The 17,151-nt window shown below is 66.0% G+C and carries 18 protein-coding genes; 7 read left to right on the forward strand and 11 right to left on the reverse strand.

Annotated features, from left to right (window positions below; translation table 11 throughout):
• Nucleotides 1–62: 62 nt before the first annotated feature.
• Nucleotides 63–317 (forward strand): DUF2061 domain-containing protein, encoded by a 255-nt coding sequence (locus K3172_RS05380; RefSeq protein WP_221587672.1) that lies wholly within the window; start codon nt 63–65, stop codon nt 315–317.
• Here K3172_RS05380 and K3172_RS05385 read toward each other — a convergent pair whose 3' ends face one another.
• Complete coding sequence (locus K3172_RS05385) at nt 318–1,580, reverse strand: acetyl-CoA C-acetyltransferase (RefSeq protein WP_221587674.1); 1,263 nt, start codon at nt 1,578–1,580, stop codon at nt 318–320.
• Between the two features lie 114 nt (nt 1,581–1,694).
• Between K3172_RS05385 and K3172_RS05390 the strand changes: the two genes are divergently transcribed.
• The 6 genes from K3172_RS05390 to K3172_RS05415 all read left to right on the forward strand — a co-directional run bounded on the left by K3172_RS05390 (nt 1,695) and on the right by K3172_RS05415 (nt 9,199).
• Nucleotides 1,695–2,456 (forward strand): crotonase/enoyl-CoA hydratase family protein, encoded by a 762-nt coding sequence (locus tag K3172_RS05390; RefSeq protein ID WP_221587676.1) that lies wholly within the window; start codon nt 1,695–1,697, stop codon nt 2,454–2,456.
• A 48-nt stretch (nt 2,457–2,504) separates the two neighbouring features.
• Complete coding sequence (locus K3172_RS05395; RefSeq protein ID WP_221587677.1) at nt 2,505–3,668, forward strand: acyl-CoA dehydrogenase family protein; 1,164 nt, start codon at nt 2,505–2,507, stop codon at nt 3,666–3,668.
• A gap of 89 nt (nt 3,669–3,757) precedes the next feature.
• Nucleotides 3,758–5,131, forward strand: coding sequence for an O-antigen ligase family protein (locus K3172_RS05400; protein WP_221587679.1), 1,374 nt, complete (start codon nt 3,758–3,760; stop codon nt 5,129–5,131).
• Nucleotides 5,128–5,838 (forward strand): polysaccharide biosynthesis/export family protein, encoded by a 711-nt coding sequence (locus tag K3172_RS05405; RefSeq protein ID WP_221587681.1) that lies wholly within the window; start codon nt 5,128–5,130, stop codon nt 5,836–5,838. Before K3172_RS05400 ends, K3172_RS05405 begins: the two co-directional genes overlap by 4 nt.
• The gene (locus K3172_RS05410; protein WP_221587683.1) at nt 5,835–8,051 is read left to right on the forward strand and encodes a GumC family protein; all 2,217 of its coding nucleotides are present in this window, start codon (nt 5,835–5,837) and stop codon (nt 8,049–8,051) included. The genes K3172_RS05405 and K3172_RS05410 overlap by 4 nt, the downstream gene beginning before the upstream one ends.
• On the forward strand, nt 8,048–9,199 hold the full coding sequence (locus K3172_RS05415) for a tetratricopeptide repeat protein (RefSeq protein WP_221587685.1): 1,152 nt from the start codon (nt 8,048–8,050) through the stop codon (nt 9,197–9,199). The genes K3172_RS05410 and K3172_RS05415 overlap by 4 nt, the downstream gene beginning before the upstream one ends.
• On the opposite strand, the gene K3172_RS05420 is transcribed toward K3172_RS05415, so the two are convergent.
• The 10 genes from K3172_RS05420 to K3172_RS05460 all read right to left on the reverse strand — a co-directional run bounded on the left by K3172_RS05420 (nt 9,189) and on the right by K3172_RS05460 (nt 17,013).
• Nucleotides 9,189–10,244: a glycosyltransferase gene (locus K3172_RS05420; RefSeq protein ID WP_221587687.1), complete on the reverse strand. Its 1,056-nt coding sequence runs from the start codon at nt 10,242–10,244 to the stop codon at nt 9,189–9,191. The genes K3172_RS05415 and K3172_RS05420 overlap by 11 nt on opposite strands.
• Nucleotides 10,245–10,315: 71 nt before the next feature.
• A complete protein-coding gene (locus K3172_RS05425; protein ID WP_221587689.1) occupies nt 10,316–11,326 on the reverse strand; it encodes a fumarylacetoacetate hydrolase family protein in 1,011 nt (336 codons plus the stop codon).
• Nucleotides 11,323–11,985, reverse strand: a complete 663-nt coding sequence (gene maiA / locus K3172_RS05430; RefSeq protein ID WP_221587691.1) for a maleylacetoacetate isomerase — start codon at nt 11,983–11,985, stop codon at nt 11,323–11,325. Before maiA ends, K3172_RS05425 begins: the two co-directional genes overlap by 4 nt.
• On the reverse strand, nt 11,985–13,160 hold the full coding sequence (locus K3172_RS05435) for an acyl-CoA dehydrogenase (RefSeq protein WP_221589039.1): 1,176 nt from the start codon (nt 13,158–13,160) through the stop codon (nt 11,985–11,987). The genes maiA and K3172_RS05435 overlap by 1 nt, the downstream gene beginning before the upstream one ends.
• 69 nt (nt 13,161–13,229) lie before the next feature.
• Complete coding sequence (locus K3172_RS05440) at nt 13,230–13,679, reverse strand: lasso peptide biosynthesis B2 protein (protein ID WP_221587693.1); 450 nt, start codon at nt 13,677–13,679, stop codon at nt 13,230–13,232.
• A gap of 56 nt (nt 13,680–13,735) precedes the next feature.
• Nucleotides 13,736–14,098, reverse strand: a complete 363-nt coding sequence (locus K3172_RS05445) for a response regulator (RefSeq protein WP_221587695.1) — start codon at nt 14,096–14,098, stop codon at nt 13,736–13,738.
• 65 nt (nt 14,099–14,163) lie between these two features.
• Entirely contained in the window at nt 14,164–14,628 is a 465-nt protein-coding gene (locus K3172_RS05450) for a hypothetical protein (RefSeq protein WP_221587697.1), read from the reverse strand.
• On the reverse strand, nt 14,625–14,750 hold the full coding sequence (locus K3172_RS15655; RefSeq protein WP_282098590.1) for a hypothetical protein: 126 nt from the start codon (nt 14,748–14,750) through the stop codon (nt 14,625–14,627). The genes K3172_RS05450 and K3172_RS15655 overlap by 4 nt, the downstream gene beginning before the upstream one ends.
• Before the next feature lies 1 nt (nt 14,751).
• Nucleotides 14,752–15,492, reverse strand: coding sequence for an OmpA family protein (locus K3172_RS05455; protein ID WP_221587699.1), 741 nt, complete (start codon nt 15,490–15,492; stop codon nt 14,752–14,754).
• A 42-nt stretch (nt 15,493–15,534) separates the two neighbouring features.
• The gene (locus K3172_RS05460; RefSeq protein ID WP_247718067.1) at nt 15,535–17,013 is read right to left on the reverse strand and encodes a vWA domain-containing protein; all 1,479 of its coding nucleotides are present in this window, start codon (nt 17,011–17,013) and stop codon (nt 15,535–15,537) included.
• Between the last annotated feature and the right edge of the window lie 138 nt (nt 17,014–17,151).

Here is a 17,151-nt window from a genome sequence, read left to right on the forward strand (position 1 = left end):
TGGCGCGAACGGACAAGTCTGGTACTAGGCCGCCCGTCGCACAACAGGGATAATCTTCGTACATGTTACTGTTCCGTGGCCGCGAGGCGCATTCCCGCTCCTTCGCCAAGGCCGTAAGCTGGCGCATCCTCGGCAGTATCGACACATTCCTGCTCAGCTGGTTCTTCACCGGCAGTCCGAAGGCCGCCGGGGCCATCGCCACCACCGAAGTGCTCACCAAGATGGTGCTGTATTACTTCCACGAACGCGCGTGGGGCGCGGTCAACTGGGGCGTCGCGGACGGAGAAGAATCCCAGCCCGCCGATCGCCCCGCCTGATCAGGCGACGAAATCCTCGACCCGCTCGATGATGACCGCGGGAGCCATGCCGCCGGCCGCACACATGGTGACAAGGCCGTAGCGCCCGCCCGAACGTTCGAGTTCGTCGAGCGCGGTACCGATCAGGATCGAGCCGGTCGCGCCGATCGGGTGCCCAAGTGCCATCGCGCCGCCGTTGATGTTGACCTTCTCGCGATCGAGATCGAGGTCGCGGATGAACTTCTCCGCCACGACCGAGAACGCCTCGTTGATCTCCCAGACGTCGATGTCGTCCTTGGTCAGGCCGGCTTTTTCCAGCACCTTCTTCGCCGCCGGGACAGGCGCGTTGAGCATCAGCGTGGGGCAATCGCCCTGGTTGGCATAGGCGACGATGCGCCCGCGAGGCTTGAGGCCGTGTTCCTTCGCATAACCCTCCGACGTCAGCAGCAGTGCCGCTGCGCCGTCGACGACGCCCGAGCTGTTGCCGGCGTGGTGGAAGTGCTCGATCTCAAGGTCGGGATACTTGCGGTTGATCTGCTTGCGGAAGGTCGTGCCGCCGATCTCGAAATCCGCCAGCTTGCCGAAGCTCGGCTGGAGCGCGGCGAGGCCTTCCGCTGTCGTTTCGGGTCGCGGGAATTCCTCGTGGTCGAGCGCGACGCTGCCGTCCTCGTTGTAGACAGGCACCACGGACTTGGCGAAACGGCCTTCGTCGATGGCGCGCTTGGCGCGTTGCTGGCTGACCAGCGCCAGCGCATCGAGATCCTCGCGGCTGATGCCTTCCATGCTGGCGATTGCGTCGCCGCACACACCCTGATGGCTCTGCGGGTGCAGCACGTCGAGCGCCTCGTTGCCGGCGCCCATCAGGCGCGGGGGCAGGCCGGCATTGGCCTGCTCCGCCGCGTAGGCGGTGGTGTAGCTCATCATCTCGGTCCCGCCGGCGATGACGCAATCTTCCATACCGCTCATGACGGTTGCCGCGGCGAGATTTACCGAAGTGATGCCGCCGCCGCAGAACCGGTCCAGCGTCGTCCCGCTGGCGCTGATGTCGTATCCGGCGGAGAGCGCCGCCATGCGCCCGAGGTCTCCACCTTGCTTGCCGTTCTGGCTGCTGGTCGACCAGATGACATCGTCGACCGTGCCCGTATCGAGATCGTTGCGCTCTTTAAGCGCGGAGAGGACCGTTGCGGCGAGATGCTGCGGGTGCAAATGGGAAAGCGCACCCTTGCCGGGTTTGCCGATCCCGCGGGGGGTGCGGACGGCATCGATGATATAGGCTTCGGCCATGGCGTGGACTCCTCTCGACTTGTCGAAATGTGCGGCTGTTGCCGGTTGACGTTTGCGTAAACGTCGCGCAGCAAGGGCGCAAGACAAGTTTCGAATTGCAATGGAGAGAGCTGCATGTCCGAGGAAGTCCTGACCAGCGTCGAGGACGGCATACTGGTCGTCACGATCAACCGCCCTGAAGCGAAGAACGCCATGACCAAGGCAGCGGCGGAGGGAATCGCCGCGGCGATGGACCGGCTCGATGCGGAAGACGACCTGCGCGTGGGTATCCTGACCGGCGCGGGCGGGACATTCTGCTCGGGGATGGATCTCAAGGGCTTCCTGCGTGGCGAAAGCCCGGTAGTCGAGGGACGTGGCTTTGGCGGCGTGGTGCAGGCGCCGCCGAAGAAGCCGCTGATCGCGGCGGTCGACGGCTATGCGCTCGCGGGCGGCCTTGAACTGATGATCGCCTGCGATCTCGTAGTGGCGAACAGCGGCGCGAAATTCGGCATTCCCGAAGTGAAGCGCGGCCTCGTCGCGGCGGCAGGCGGCGTGATGATGCTGCCCGACCAGATCCCCGAGCGGATCGCAATGGAACTCGCGTTGACCGGCGACTTCATCGATGCGGCACGCGCCTATGAGCTCGGCCTGATCAACCGCGTGACCGATGGTTCGGCGCTAGACGGAGCGAAAGAGCTTGCCGCCAGCATCGTCGCCAACGGCCCGCTTGCCGTCCGCGTGTCCAAGGCGATCGTCAAGGAATCGCGCGGCTGGCCGATGGACGAGCGCTACAAGCGCCAGAGCGAGCTGATCGGGCCGGTCTTCGTCAGCGAAGACGCCCGCGAAGGCGCCGCTGCCTTCGCCGAAAAGCGCAAGCCGAACTGGAAGGGCAAGTAAGCCCGGCACGATCAGCCAAAGAGTAATTCCCCGGAGAGGACCCCAGATATGCCCGTCATCGACGTAAAGCCGCCCGAGTTCATGGAAGACGAGGAGATCGCCATCTTCGCCGACGCCGTGGGCAAGTTCTACCAGCAGCATGCGCCCGAAAAGCGCGTGCTCAAATGGCGCGAGGACGGCCAGGTCGAGCGTGAATTCTGGCACGAAGCCGGCCAGGCGGGCCTGCTCGGCACCTCTGTACCGGAAGAATACGGCGGCCACGGCGGCGACTTCCGCCACGAGATGGTGGTGATCGACCAGCAGGCGAAGCATGGCGTCGAAGGCTTCGCCGCCAGCCTGCACAACACGGTGATCCTGCCCTATCTCGTGCGCCACGGGACCGAGGAGCAGAAGAAGAAATACCTGCCCAAACTCGTCACCGGCGAACTCGTCAGCGCGATCGCTATGACCGAACCGGGCGTCGGTTCCGACCTCCAGAGCATCACCACCACGGCGCTGAAGGACGGCAACGGGTACCGTATCAACGGCGCCAAGACCTACATTTCCAACGGGCAGACCGCCGACTTCATCATCGTCGTCGCCAAGACCGATCCAAACGAGCGCGCCAAGGGCATCTCCTTGATGCTGCTCGAGACCGAGGGCGCCGAAGGCTTCCAGCGCGGCAAGAAGCTCGACAAGATCGGCCTCGACGCGGCCGACACCTCTGAGTTGTTCTTCGACGACGTCTTCGTTCCGGCAGAGAACGTGCTCGGCGGGGTCGAGGGCAAGGGCTTCTACCAGCTGATGGGCGAGCTGCCGCAGGAACGCCTGATCATCGCCATGGGCGCGATGACCGGGATCGAGAAGGCGCTCGAGACGACGATGGAATTCGTCAAGAACCGCAAGGCCTTCGGGCAGACCATCTGGGACTTCCAGAACACCCAATTCGTGATGGCCGACCTCAAGGCGCGCGGCACCGCGGCGCGCGTGTTCGTGAACGACTGCATCGCCAAGCACCTCAAGGGCGAACTCGACGTGGCGACCGCCTGCATGGCCAAGTACTGGGTCACCGAACTGCAGGGCGAGGTGGTCGACAAGTGCCTCCAGTTCCACGGCGGCGCCGGTTTCATCAACGACTACCCGATCGCGCGCATGTATCGCGACAGCCGCATTACGCGCATCTTCGGCGGCTCGAACGAAGTCATGAAGATGGTCATCGCCCGCTCCATGTGACAATTGAACGGGGGATAGCGCCGCGGAGTGCTTTCCCCCGCTGACCTGCCACCCGTAGTCCTGTGCCCGGAGATTCGCCGGGGAGAGCCATGAGAAGCGTGCGACACCGCCTGCCCGAAACGCGCCGCGGCGTCGTGCTTGCGGCATTCCTCGTCACGGTAATGATCTTCGGTGGCGGCGGATATCCCAGTGCGGCGGCCGAGATCATCGTCCAGCTGGCTTTCGGCGTTGCCTTTATGGCCTGGATCTGGTGGGCGCGAGCCGAAGACGCCATGGCAGGCCCTTCGCGGCTCCTCGTGTGGCTCGGCCTCGCGATCCTGGCGCTTCCCATCATCCAGCTGGTGCCGCTGCCGCCGGCCATATGGCCTTCGCTCCCCGGGCGCGAACTGGTTGGCGCTTCGCTGGCGATCGTCGGCATGCAAGAGGCGTGGCACGCCCTGTCTGTCGCCCCGTGGAGGACATTGTCGGCCCTCCTGGCGATGATCCCGGCGGTCGGGGTCATGCTGGCCGCGTCGACGCTCGGCCGGAGGGACCGGCGATTTCTGGTCCTGTCGATCGCGCTCGTTGCCCTGCTCGGTGCGGCCTATGGGGTGGTCCAGATGGCCGGCGGGCCCGGTGCTTTTCGCATGTACGAGGTGAGCCACGACTACTGGCTCACCGCCTTCTATGCCAACCGCAACGCGGCGGTCGACTTCCTCCTCATCGGTTCGCTGGCCCTGACGGCATGGCTCGCGGGACTGAGCGGCAGGCGACCCCTGCTGCGCAGCGACTTGGCAATCGTCGTCATCCTGCAAGCTCTCCTCGCAATCGCGATCATCCTCACCGGTTCGCGCACCGGTATCGCCCTCCTGCCGCTGGCCCTGCTGATGCAGTTCGCCATGCTGCGCAGCGCTGGCGTCGCACGTGGCTTGTCGAACGGGATGGCATCGGCGGGTGGCATGCTGGTGCTAGTTGCCGGAGCGGCGATCCTCTTCGCCGGCAATGCGCGGATAGGCACCGCGCTCGCACGGTTCGATGCGAGCAGGGATGGCCGGATCGACCTGTGGCAGGACACGTGGACGGCAGTCGGCGCATTCTGGCCGTCCGGCAGCGGCCTCGGCACCTACACAAGGGCTTTCCTGCCGTTCGAACGCTTTTCCGTCCTCGACCAGCTTTTCCCCAACCGGGCACACAACGACTATCTCGAGTTCCTGCTCGAGGCCGGGGTGCTCGCACCAGTCCTGCTCGTCGCCGGATTTGTCATCCTGGGTATCCTGGCGTGGCGCGCCTGGCATGGCAGGCCTGACGAGCGGCCGACGACCCTTTTCGCGATGGGCAGTTTCATGGTGATAGGGCTCCACAGCTTCGTTGATTATCCGCTGAGAACCATGGCATTAGCGTGTCTTGCAGGGACGGCTGCGGGCTTGCTCGGTGCGATGGCGGGCAAGGATCAAGACGGTCGCGAAACGGGTGCAATGACATGATGCGAGCAAGGGCGAGCATATTCAGGTTCGGTGTCGCGCTGGGCGCACTGTCGGGCCTGTCCGCCTGCCAGGGCGGGGCGCAACCCGTCGTCCCCGAAGGCGACGCCGGCTATGCGGCCATCGCCGTTCCCGCAGAGAGCGCCACGCCGAAACGCTATACGCTCCTGCCGGGCGATATCCTGTCGGTCCGCGTCTATGACGAGCCCGATCTCAGCGTCGAGGAAATCGCCATCGACAACGCGGGCGTGCTCAGCCTGCCATTGATCGGCGACGTGCGCGTGACCGGCCTCACCGCGACGGAGCTCGCGCGGACGGTGGAGGCCGCCTATGCCGCCGATTACCTGCGCGATCCGCGCGTGACGGTGCTGGTGAAAAAGGCGCAGGTCCGCACGATCGCTGTCGAGGGCGAGGTCGAACTCCCGGGGGTCTATCCCTACGCCGAAGGCCAGACCCTGCTCACCGCTCTCGCACTCGGTCGCAGCCCGACCGAGAAGGCGAAGATGGATGAAGTGATGATCTTCCGCGTCGTGGACGGAGAGCGCCTCGCCGGCCGGTTCGATGCCAATGCGATCCGCGGCGGCCGCATGCCCGACGTCCCGCTGATGCCGGGCGACACGGTGGTGGTCGGCTTTTCGAACGCCCGCGGCATCTTCCTCGACGCGATCCGGGCGATCCCCGTCATCGGCATCTTCCGGCCCTATCCATGAGCGCGGACCCGATGTTGCCGCCGTTGCCGGCCGCCACGCCCGGCGGGAGATACCAGGCCGCATATCTGGCTGAGGGCGAGAATGCGATCAGCGCCAACCTGCGCCATGCCGTCGCGGCGGTCCGCCGCCATCTGTGGATGGCGCTGGCCATCGTCGGCGCCGTCGTGGTGCTGGCGCTGATCTCGACGCTGCTCGACACGCCGCGCTACACCGCGGAAACAAGCGTCCAGATCAACGACCAGAGCGACGAGGTGCTCGGCAAGGATTTCGAGAGCGCGAATGCGGCCGCGCCGTCGGATTGGGACATCGACCGTTTCCTCAATACCCAGCTCGACATCCTGAAGAGCCGCGGCCTCGCCGAACGCGTGGCCGACCGTCTCGAACTGGCCACCAGCGAGCGCTTCTTTACCGCGATGGAGGTGCCGACCTCGGCGCTGTCGGGCGATCAGGCGGAAGATCGCGCGCTCGCGGTGGAACTGCTGCGCGACAATCTCGATATCGACCTGCCGCGCGCCACCCGCGTCACCAGCATCGCCTTCACCTCGACCGACCCCGGATTGTCCGGGATGATCGCCAACGCTTTTGCGGAAGAATTCATCCAGGCGAACCTGCAGCGCCGTTTCGACAGCACGTCCTATGCGCGCGACTTCGTGGCGGAACAGCTTGAAGAGGCGAGAATCGATCTGGAGGACTCCGAACGCGAGCTCAACGATTACGCCAAGAGTGTCGGGCTGATCCGCACCTACGATGCGCTGTCGCCCGACGGTCGTGACCGTCTGGCGGGTACGGTAACCGCTTCGAGCCTGATCCAGCTGAACGATGCGGCCATCCAGGCGCGCGCCGATCGTATCGCCGCCCAGTCGCGCTGGGAGGCGATCCAAGGGACGCCGCTACTCGCCTCGCAGCCGGTATTGGGCAATCCGACGGTTCAGTCGCTGATGACGCGGCGCGCCGAACTGCAGAGCGAGTTGCAGGTGGCGCAGGAACGCTATCTGGGAAATCATCCGGCGATCAGCCGCCTCGAAGGCGACCTCGCGGCGATAAACCGCCAGCTCGAAGCGACCGCGCGGCAGGTCCGCGAGTCGATCAGGGCCGAATACAGCGCCGCCCAATCGGCGGAGAGCAAGCTCGATGGACAGGTCCAGCAGGCCCGCGGCAATTCGCTTGCCGAGCAGGACCAGTCGGTGCGCTACAATGTGCTTTCGCGGCAGGCGGACACCGCCCGCTCGATCTATGACGGGCTGCTCCAGCGCTATAGAGAGCTGAACGCCTCGGCCGGCATCTCGTCGAGCAACATCGCGATCATCGACCGGGCCGAGACTCCGACATCGCCGTCCTCGCCTAATGTGCCGCGCAACCTCGCCCTCGGCCTGCTGGTCGGGCTGGGCCTTGCCGCGATGGCGGTGTTCCTGCGCGACCAGCTCGACGACGTGATCCGCACGCCGGAAGATGTCGAGGACAAGCTCGACCTAGCCCTGCTGGGCGTCGTGCCACGGACCGAAAACGGTACCCCGCTCGAAGCTCTCGAAGAGCCCAAATCGCCGATCTCCGAAGCCTACAACTCGCTGCGCGGCGCGCTGCTCTATTCGACGCCGCAAGGCCTGCCGAAGATCATCGTCGTCACCAGCGCGCAGGCGCACGAAGGCAAGAGCACGACGAGCCTCGCCATCGCGACCGGCTTTGCCCGTATCGGCATGCGGCCGCTGCTGATCGACGCGGACTTGCGCCGTCCGGCGCTGGACAAGGTGCTCAACCTCAAGTCCGAGCGCGGGCTGACCGACCTTCTGGTGTCGCAGGACGATCCGAAGAGCGCGATCCTCAAGGTCAAGGGCCGCAAGATCGACCTGCTGCCCGCCGGACCGCTGCCGCCGAGCCCCTCGGAACTCCTGTCCTCGCCGCGCATGGCCCAGCTCCTCGAATATTTCGCGCAGACCCACGATGTCGTGATCGTCGACAGCCCGCCGGTGCTCGGGCTAGCCGATGCACCGATGCTGGCTGCGATCGCCGATGGCACCGTGTTCGTGGTCGAGGCCGAGCGCGGGCGCAGCGGTTCGCTCAAGGCGGCCCTCAGACGCTTGCGCTCGATGAAGCCGGTGCTGCTCGGCGCGGTCCTGGCAAAGTTCGACCCGACCAAGTCGGGCAACCGCTACTCGGCCTATTACGGCTACGACTATTATCAATACGCGACCGGCGACGGCCGTAACGAGGCATGATCGCCGCTCCCGGCAGGCTCGCCGTTACGCTGGGGGTAGTGGCCTTTGCCTTCCTTGCGCTGGTCAGCGGCTTCGACCGCATGAGCGAGACGCGCCAGTCCTTCGCCCGGTTCGTGCCCCAGTTCATGCAGGTAGGTGCGGCCAAGCGCCTGGCTGCGAAAGCGCTGGGGGAGGGTGATAATGCGACCGCGAGCACGCTCGCGACCCTCGCCATCGCGCATGATCCGCTCGATCCGCGGGGCATGGCGTATCTCGGAGCGGCGGCGTCCGGCACGGGTGCAGACCGGGATGCAGCTGAAGCCTTTGCGCAGGCCGAACGGATCAGCCGGCGCGAGCCGCTGGCGCAGGTCTGGCATTTCGGCGAGTCCCTGGCGCGCGGCGATTACGACGGGGCGGCAGAGCGGCTCGATGCGGTGCTGCGCGCGAACGACAACGGGGAGGTGTCGCAATTCCTGCTGTCCCAGCTTGAGCAATCCGCCGAGGGGCGCACGGCACTTGCTGCGCGGCTGGGTGCAAGTCCCCGCTGGGCGGATGCCTATCTGGGGGCAGTAAAGGCCGATGACGCGGTATTGCGGGCTCGCGCAGCGGTCCTGGCGCAGGAAAGCAGCGGTATCACGGAGCTTGGCTGCGACGCGACGCTGCCCATGATCCGCGAACTTGCACGCCGCAATTATCGCGCCGACGCCGAAGGAATCGCGCGGCGCCATTGCCCGGCCGCAGAGCCCGGTGGACTGCTGGCTGACGCCGATTTTGCGGCGTTCGGGTCAGAGGACGCATCGGGCGCGATCGGCTGGCAGCGGTACCGCACCGGGGAAGTCCGGGTGACAAAGCTCGCGGGCGAGGAAGCGCGGCTCGAGGTCGAAAGCCGGTCCAGCGTCACGCGACTGGTCGTTGCGCAGCCGGTCGCACTGGACGCGGGAACCTATGTGATCCGCGCCAAGGTCGATGGTCCGGGCGCACAGCGGCTCGCGGCCACGCTCAACTGCAAGGCGCCGGCGCGTCCGCGTGCCATCCGCGAGCGGATCGACCGCGAAGGGCAGCGGCTGGTTGCGACGGGTTGTCCCGATGCGGTCCTGAGCCTGTGGGTGCGTCCGGGTGCCGGGCGGGTGGTAATCGACCGGGTCGAACTTAAGCCGCTCAACCCTTAAGCAACTCGGCGTAGAGCGCTTCCCACTTGCCGCTGATACCTTCACTGCCGAAGGGCCCGGAGGCGAGATCTTGTGCGGCCCGCGCCATCGCCAGCCACTCGCTTTCGCTCCGACCGAAGCCCGCGACCAGAGCCTTGGCAATGCTTTCGGGACTGGTTTCGCAAGGAATGGCCGCGCCCGCTTCGTAGCCCTCGGGCAGGTGGCAGGCTTGCGACATGATCGTCGGCACGCCTGCCGCCCAAGCATCGAGCACCGCCATCGGCAACCCCTCGCTCAGCGAAGGCAGGATCACAAAGCGCGACACGTCGAGCAGCGCAGCCTTTTGCGATCCGAAGACGGCGCCGACGAACGCCACCGATGGATCGATGCCGACGAGCGCCCGTTCGAGAGCACGGATGCCGTCACTGTCTCCCCAGCCGGCAATCGTCAGCGTCACGCCGTCCGGCAGATCGGGCAGGGCGGAGAGCCAGCCTTCGATCAGCGCAAGGATGTTCTTCTTCGGATGGATGCGGCCCAGATAGAGCGCGCCGGGCGGGGGGATCGTCGTCGGGGCCGGACCGGCAGGCGGCGCCGGGTTCGGGATGATTTCGACCTTTTCGGAGCCGGTCTCGCGTTCGATGTCGCTCGCTTCGTCCGTGGTCAGTGCGTGAAAGGCAGCCGCTCGGGCCCACGCCGCACGTTCCCACGCGAAGCGCGCGATGCCCTTCTTCCAGGCGTTGCGTGCGGTGATCCATGGATCGAGCATGCCGTGGGGGCTGATGACGAGCGGTAGCCCGGTCGTTTGCGCCCATTCGTCCGCTGCCCGGCTCGGATATTGCCAGATGCCGTGAAGGTGCAGCAGGTCCAGCCTCGCTTCGACCATGCGCTGTGCAAGCTCGGGCGAATAGGCCAGCTGGTCGGGGCCGGACCCGGCGGCGAGCACGATTTCGGTATTTCCGAGCCGCCAGCTATCCTCGCCGTGGGCCGCATCCTGGACGGCTATGACGACCGGCACCGCGCCGAGGCGGTGAAGGAGCGCGACCTGCCCGACGATCGCCTCGAACACTCCGCCGTTCGCATGGCTGGCGCGGGCCGAGAGTAATCCTATGCGCTTGCCGACGAGGGGCCGCGTCGTGCTCAGGCCTCGACCACCTTCTGCTCGATGGCGCCGAAGATGGAGTGCCCTTCCGCGTCGCGCATTTCCACGCGCACCGTGTCGCCGGGCGACATGAAGGGCGTGCTCGCCTCGCCCTTGGCGATCGTCTCGATCATCCGGATTTCGGCGATGCAGCTGTAGCCGAGCCCGCCTTCGCTCACCGGCTTGCCTGGGTCGCCGTCCGGGCCCTGGTTGGAGACAGTGCCCGAACCGATAATCGTTCCGGCTCCGAGGTCACGGGTCTTGGCAGCATGCGCCACCAGTTCGGCGAGGCTGAAGGTGGCGTCCACGCCCGCGTTGGCGCGGCCGAAGGCTTGGCCGTTGTAATCGACCATCAGCGGCAGGTGGATGATGCTGCCCTGCCACGCATCGCCCAGCTCGTCGGGCGTGACCGCGACGGGGCTGAAGGCGCTGGCGGGCTTGGACTGGAAGAAGCCGAAGCCCTTGGCGAGTTCTCCGGGGATCAGGCCGCGCAGCGATACGTCGTTGACCAGCATGAGCAGCTTGATGTGATCGGCAGCGGCTTCCTTGGAGACGCCCATGGGCACGTCATCGGTGATGACCGCGACTTCGCCTTCCATGTCGCAGCCCCACTTGGTGTCCTTGAGCGGGATGTCGTCGCGCGGGGCGAGGAAGCTGTCGCTGCCGCCCTGGTACATCAGCGGATCGTGATAGAAGCTCTCGGGCACCTCGGCACCGCGCGCCTTGCGCACCAGTTCGACGTGGTTGATGTAGGCCGAGCCGTCGGCCCATTGGTAGGCCCGGGGAAGCGGCGAATGCGCCTCGCGCTCGTGGAAGCGCTCGCAGGGCACCGCTTGGTGTTCGACGTCGATGTAAAGCACCTCCAGCTTCGGCGCGATCTCGTCCCAATCGTCGAGCGCCGCCTGCAGCGTCGGGGCGATGTTATCGGCGGCGCAATAGCGGGTGAGGTCCTTGGAGACGACGACCAGCTTGCCGTCGCGGCTTCCGTCCTTGAGTGTGGCAAGCTTCATGCTGTCTCTCCTTGCGGCCCCTTGTAGTCGGGACTGTCGATCTGGTTGTTGGGATACGCGCGCGCAAAGGCCTCGTGGTCAAGGCAGGCACGTTCTATCCGGGTGATGTGCGGGTGATGCGTGAAGTCGAAGTCGAAGCGGCGCGCGTTATAGACCTGCGGCAGCAGCACGACCTCGAACAGGCCGGGCGCGTCGAACAGGAAATCGCCGGTGCCGAGCTGGGCGAGCCGCGCTTCGACCGGATCGAAGGTCCGCTTCAGCCAGTGCCGGTACCAGGTGGCGATCTCGTCCTGCGAATGGCCGAGCGGATCGGCGAGGTATTTGAGCACCGGTAGGTTGTTCACCGCATGCGTTTCGGTGGCGATTGCATAGGCGAGTTCGCGCGCCGTAAAGCGGTCCTCGATGTCGCGCGGCAGCAACGGCGGCTCGGGATAGGCCTCGTCGAGCCATTCGAGCTGCGCCATCGACTGCGCCCGGTCGCGCCCGTTGGCCTCGAGCAGCGGAACCGAACCGAAGGGGTTGCGGCTGGTATAGGCCTCCCCCTTCTGTTCGGAGGTCACGAGGTTGACCGGCACGTAGTCGTAATCGAGCCCTTTCAGGTTGAGCGCAATCCGCAGCCGATAGCTCGTCGAGGACCGGAAGTAGCCGAGCAGCCGCATCAGAACGCGGCGATCCCCGTCACGGCGCGGCCGAGGATCAACGCATGGACGTCATGCGTGCCCTCGTACGTGTTGACCGTTTCGAGGTTCACCATGTGGCGGATGACCTGATATTCTTCCGAGATGCCGTTTCCGCCGTGCATGTCGCGCGACTTGCGCGCGATATCGAGCGCCTTGCCGACATTGTTGCGCTTGACGATGCTGATCATCTCGGGCGCGAACTTGCCTTCGTCCATCAGCCGGCCGACGCGCAGGCTGGCCTGCAGGCCCATCGAAATCTCGGTCATCATGTCGGCGAGCTTGAGCTGGTAGAGCTGCTTCGAGGCCAGCGGCACGCCGAATTGGTGCCGGTCAAGGCCGTACTGGCGCGCGGCGTGCATGCAGAATTCGGCCGCACCCATCGCCCCCCAGCTGATGCCGTAACGCGCGCGGTTGAGGCAGCCGAACGGACCTTTCAGGCCCTGCACTTCGGGCAGCAGAGCGTCCTCGCCGACCTCGACCTCGTCCATCACGATCATGCCCGTGGTAGAAGCGCGCAAGGAGAGCTTGCCTTCGATCTTGGGTGCCGACAGCCCCTTCGTGCCCTTTTCGAGCACGAAGCCGCGGATGCCGCCGCCATGCGCTTCGCTCTTCGCCCAGACGACGAAGACGTCGGCGAAGGGCGCATTGGAAATCCAGGTCTTGGACCCGGAGATCACGTATCCGCCGTCGACCTTCTTCGCGACCGTCTTCATCCCGGCGGGATCGGATCCGGCATCGGGTTCGGTCAGGCCGAAGCAGCCGATCAGCTTGCCGCTGGCGAGGCCGGGCAGGTATTTCTTGCGCTGTTCCTCGCTGCCGTATTCGAAGATCGGGAACATCACGAGGCTGGACTGGACAGAGGCCATCGAGCGATAGCCCGAATCGACCCGCTCGATCTCGCGCGCGATCAGGCCGTAAGCGACATAGCTCGCGCCCGCGCCGCCATATTCTTCCGGCACGGTTGCGCCCAGCAGGCCGGCCTCGCCCATCATCGGGAAGAGTTCGGGATCGTCGACTTCCTTGCTGAAGTTCTCGATCACCCGCGGTTGCAGCTCGCCTTGCGCAAAGGCGTGGGCGGCATCGCGGATCATCCGCTCTTCCTCGGTCAGCTGCTCGTCGAGATTGAAGGGATCATCCCAGGCGAAAGGCACCATTCCGGCCATGTGGTCTCCTCTGTTACCGCATGTCCGATGGCAGGCTTGCACCCGCTCCGCAAGGGGGCGTCAGGCAACTCCTGCGTCGCCGGGCAGAAGCAGCGAATAGCGCGTCTCGTCACACAGGCCCGTAACCCACTCCGTACCCACCTTCAGCCAGGCATGGAAATGCGGTGCGCCGTCCGGTCCGCGCTGGAACCCGAGGTAGAGCGAGGATTCGATGCCGCGCCGCTCCAGCATGCGGCGACCCGCCAGCGCCTGCGGCAGGCAATTGGGATCGGTGGGCAGGTTGCGCGAGGCGCGGGCAATCGCCAGCCGGACCCGCCTTACCGGTTCAAGCTGGCGGTGCGAGATGGTGCCGCCAGTTTCGCCGCGCGCCACCGGGCCGAAACGGGACCTCCACCGGCGCGGCGGAACCGAACGCACCAGCGCTTGCGATAGCGCGAGGCTGTACAGGGCCTCTAGCGTGGCCCAGCGGTCTTCGCGGTCGAGCGCCAAGAAGGTGGCAAGCTTCCCCATCGGCGCAGGATACCACCTGTCCGGTGGAATCCAATCCGTACCGTGGTGGCGGCTCCTCAGTGCTGGCTGAGAGCCGCCTGAACGCTCGCAATCATTTCGGCCGGGGGAGCGGGCTTGGCGATGGCCCGCGCCTGCGGGAAGCGGTCCGCCACCTCGCTGGGCGACAAATGTCCCGAGTGGAAGATCACCGGGACATCTTCGGCCATCATCTGCTCGGCAAGCGGGTAGACGATCCCGTCGCCGAGCTGAACGTCGAGGATCGCGAGGTCGGGCTTATGCTTCTGGTAGGCGAGCATGGCGGACTGGATATCGTCATAGGGGCCTTCGACATCGTAGCCGGCTTCGGCAACCGTCGCACACAGATCATGACCGATAATGAATTCGTCTTCCGCGACGAGAACGCGCAAACGATGTCCCATTCCCACTCTCCACCTCTCTCTCGACCCGAAGAAATGAACAGGGGAAGCGGTATTTTGTTCCGCAGTCAGGACAGCTGGCCGTATTTCGCCGCGTAAGCCGCTTCGTCGCCACCTGCCAGCAGACTGGCCTGACCGACCCAGTCATCACGGCGGATGCGGCCCTCGAAGCGGCCCAGGCCTGCGTCGACTCGGTCGATGTCGGCATCGGTCCACCCCGCGATCTGGCTGAAGCTGGTGATGCCTTGTTTGTGCAGGAGGGCAGCCAGCTTGGGACCGACCCCCTTGATGCGCGTAAGGTCGTCGCCGCCGGCCGCTGTCGTGGTCTGTCTGGGTTCGACCGCCGCCGCCGGGGCACTGTCGATCAACGCCTTGTTGCGTGCGGCAGGCGATGCACCTTCGTCGAGCACATCGCGACTGGTCGTGGTGACGCGCGTGGTGCGCGAGGCGTGGAAGACGTACCACGCGATGGCCAGCCCGATGACGAGGGCGATGACGATGGCGGGCCAGTAGGCCTGGAGCAGTTCGGTCATTTGCTATCCTCTTGCGTGTCGCTGTCGCCGGACGCGGCGCGGCCCCACAGGCCCCAGCCGATCCCGAAGCCCGCGCCATAGGCAACCAGCATGATGGCGACCAGTTCGAACCAGACAGGCATGTCAGCGCGCTCCCGGCGTGTCGACGGGGGTCGGAGTGAGCGGTTCGGTCCGGATCACAGCGAATTCGATGCGGCGGTTGGCGGGGTCGCCGGGGGCGAGGCCTTCGACCGGCTCTGATGAGCCGACACCCTTGGCCCGCAGGCCGTCGCGCGGGATGCCGCGCCGCACCAGCGCTTCGCGCACCGCGCGGGCGCGTTCCATGCTGAGCGCGAGATTGCCGGGTTCCGGGCCTGATTCGTCGGTATGGCCGGTGATAGAGATGATTGCGCCGAGACAGGGGCGCAACGCCTCGGCCACCTCGTCGAGCAGCATGCGGCTGGCGGGCTGCATCGCGCTGGAGCCTTCCTCGAAGCGGACCGAGCGGCTGCGCAGGAGCCCGTCGACGTCTTCCTGGCAGTGCAGCGGCTCGTAGGTCGGCGCGGAGCTTTCGGCGCGCGCCGTTCCGTCGCTCCATGCGATGCCGCCGACGCCGGGAATGGCCGCTACGGCGCGTGCTACCCTGGCGCGCGTCGCTTCGGGAAGGCCTTCGCCGCCGGTGAGCAGCGGGTGCCTTGTGGGCGACCCTATCGGATTGGTGAAACGCGCGGTGACCTTGCCGCCACCTGCCTCGGCAATCGCAGTCCCCGCTTGCTCCTCTAGCGGTTCGACGAAACCCTCTGCCGATTGCTGCGCGACCGCATAGGCGCCGACCGAGACGAGCACGGCTCCGGCGAGGATCACTAGGGGGGGGCGGATCGACATGCCACGGCTCTTAGCCGGGTGCCGACCCGCCTGCCAAGCTCGCTATTCGAGGCCGTCGGCGGTCTTCACCAGCTGGAGGAATTCCTGCCGCCAGAAATCGCGCGGATTGCCGGCGAGCCCGGCGATCTGGCCGTAACCGAAGCTCGCCAGCATCGGGTCGCCGCGCAGCTTCTGGCCGAAGGCCGCGACCGCGCTGGCGAAGGCGAAATCGCCGCCGGGCAGCGCAGTGGTCCGCAGCGCGCTCGCGGGCAGCGTGTAGGTGATGAGGGCACTCTTCTCGCCATCGGGCCGCTTGTAGCGCAGCTTGATGAAGGCGGCCTCCGCGGCAAGATCGACCGCGCGACTGTCGGGCTTGTCTTCATAGCGGCGCTGGCTGATCCAGCCCTTGGCCCCGGCAGGGACGACTTCGTAGATCGCGGTCACCTGATGGCCTGCACCGATATCGCCCGCATCGACGGCGTCATTGTCGAAGTCTTCCTCGCGCAGCGCCCGGTTCTCGTAGCCGACGAGGCGGTACTGGCTGACGACGGCAGGGTTGAATTCGACCTGGATCTTCACGTCCTTGGCGATGGTGAAAAGCGTCGCGCCCATCTCGTCGCCGAGCACCTTGCGGGCTTCCAGCGCGCTGTCGATGTAGGAGTAGTTGCCATTGCCGTGGTTGGCGACCTGCTCCATCATCGCGTCGTTGAGATTGCCCCGCCCGAAGCCGAGCACCGACAGGGTGACGCCGGTCTCGCGCTTCCTTTCGATCAGCTCGACGAGCGATTCCCGATCCGATGTGCCGACATTGAAATCGCCGTCGGTGGCGAGGATCACGCGGTTTACGCCCCCCGGGATGCGGTTCGCCTCGGCTACGCGATAGGCGAGTTCGATGCCCGCCCCGCCTGCGGTGGACCCGCCCGCTTCGAGCAGGTCGAGCGCATCCTTGATCTTGCGTTCGTCATTCGTTGCATCGAGCACGAGGCCCGCCGCGCCGGCATAGACGACGATCGAGACGCGGTCCTTCCTGGTCAGCTGTCCCGCAAGCTGGCGCATGGCGGTCTTGACCAGCGGCAGCTTGTCGGGGCTCGACATCGAACCGGACACGTCGAGGAGGAAGACGACATTGGCCGCCGGGCGCTCCTGCTCGGGCATCTCGTATCCGGCAAGGCCGATGCGGACGAGCCGCGTCTCGGGGTTCCACGGCGAAACCGCGACATCGGTGTTGACCGTGAAGGGTTGGCTCACGCTGTCCGGGCGTTCGTAATCGTAGCGGAAGTAGTTGACGAACTCCTCGGTCCGCACCGCGTCCTTCGGCGGCATCTGGCCGTCGGTGATGAAGCGGCGGGCGTTGGTGTAGGCGCCCGTATCGACGTCGACCGAGAAGGTCGAAACCGGCTCGTTGGCGACGACCTTGACCGGCGAGACCTCTTCGCCGTCATACTGGTCGTGGCTCGGCACGGTCGGGACAAAAACCGAAGGGAAGTAGCGGTAGCTCGTTTCGGAGCTTTCGGTTGCGATAGGGGACGAGGCGTTCGCCATGTCGGCCACGTAACCGGCTGTGCTCCCGGTAACCGTGATCGCCGTCGGTGCAGACTGCAGCGACTCGTTAACAATCCGCGATCCCGTGACCACGACGGCCTGCGATCCCGCGACCGGCGGTGGCGGTGGCGGAGGCGG

The sequence above is a fragment of the Qipengyuania proteolytica genome (assembly GCF_019711565.1).
Classification (GTDB): domain Bacteria; phylum Pseudomonadota; class Alphaproteobacteria; order Sphingomonadales; family Sphingomonadaceae; genus Qipengyuania; species Qipengyuania proteolytica.

Bases quoted from the DNA above. Each gene is read 5' to 3' on its own strand.
- K3172_RS05380 (WP_221587672.1), top strand. From the start codon at position 63: ATGTTACTGTTCCGTGGCCGCGAGGCGCATTCCCGCTCCTTCGCCAAG.
- K3172_RS05385 (WP_221587674.1), bottom strand. From the start codon at position 1,580: ATGGCCGAAGCCTATATCATCGATGCCGTCCGCACCCCCCGCGGGATC.
- K3172_RS05390 (WP_221587676.1), top strand. From the start codon at position 1,695: ATGTCCGAGGAAGTCCTGACCAGCGTCGAGGACGGCATACTGGTCGTC.
- K3172_RS05395 (WP_221587677.1), top strand. From the start codon at position 2,505: ATGCCCGTCATCGACGTAAAGCCGCCCGAGTTCATGGAAGACGAGGAG.
- K3172_RS05400 (WP_221587679.1), top strand. From the start codon at position 3,758: ATGAGAAGCGTGCGACACCGCCTGCCCGAAACGCGCCGCGGCGTCGTG.
- K3172_RS05405 (WP_221587681.1), top strand. From the start codon at position 5,128: ATGATGCGAGCAAGGGCGAGCATATTCAGGTTCGGTGTCGCGCTGGGC.
- K3172_RS05410 (WP_221587683.1), top strand. From the start codon at position 5,835: ATGAGCGCGGACCCGATGTTGCCGCCGTTGCCGGCCGCCACGCCCGGC.
- K3172_RS05415 (WP_221587685.1), top strand. From the start codon at position 8,048: ATGATCGCCGCTCCCGGCAGGCTCGCCGTTACGCTGGGGGTAGTGGCC.
- K3172_RS05425 (WP_221587689.1), bottom strand. From the start codon at position 11,326: ATGAAGCTTGCCACACTCAAGGACGGAAGCCGCGACGGCAAGCTGGTC.
- maiA (WP_221587691.1), bottom strand. From the start codon at position 11,985: ATGCGGCTGCTCGGCTACTTCCGGTCCTCGACGAGCTATCGGCTGCGG.
- K3172_RS05435 (WP_221589039.1), bottom strand. From the start codon at position 13,160: ATGGTGCCTTTCGCCTGGGATGATCCCTTCAATCTCGACGAGCAGCTG.
- K3172_RS05440 (WP_221587693.1), bottom strand. From the start codon at position 13,679: ATGGGGAAGCTTGCCACCTTCTTGGCGCTCGACCGCGAAGACCGCTGG.
- K3172_RS05445 (WP_221587695.1), bottom strand. From the start codon at position 14,098: ATGGGACATCGTTTGCGCGTTCTCGTCGCGGAAGACGAATTCATTATC.
- K3172_RS05450 (WP_221587697.1), bottom strand. From the start codon at position 14,628: ATGACCGAACTGCTCCAGGCCTACTGGCCCGCCATCGTCATCGCCCTC.
- K3172_RS15655 (WP_282098590.1), bottom strand. From the start codon at position 14,750: ATGCCTGTCTGGTTCGAACTGGTCGCCATCATGCTGGTTGCCTATGGC.
- K3172_RS05455 (WP_221587699.1), bottom strand. From the start codon at position 15,492: ATGTCGATCCGCCCCCCCCTAGTGATCCTCGCCGGAGCCGTGCTCGTC.
- K3172_RS05460 (WP_247718067.1), bottom strand. From the start codon at position 17,013: ATGGCGAACGCCTCGTCCCCTATCGCAACCGAAAGCTCCGAAACGAGC.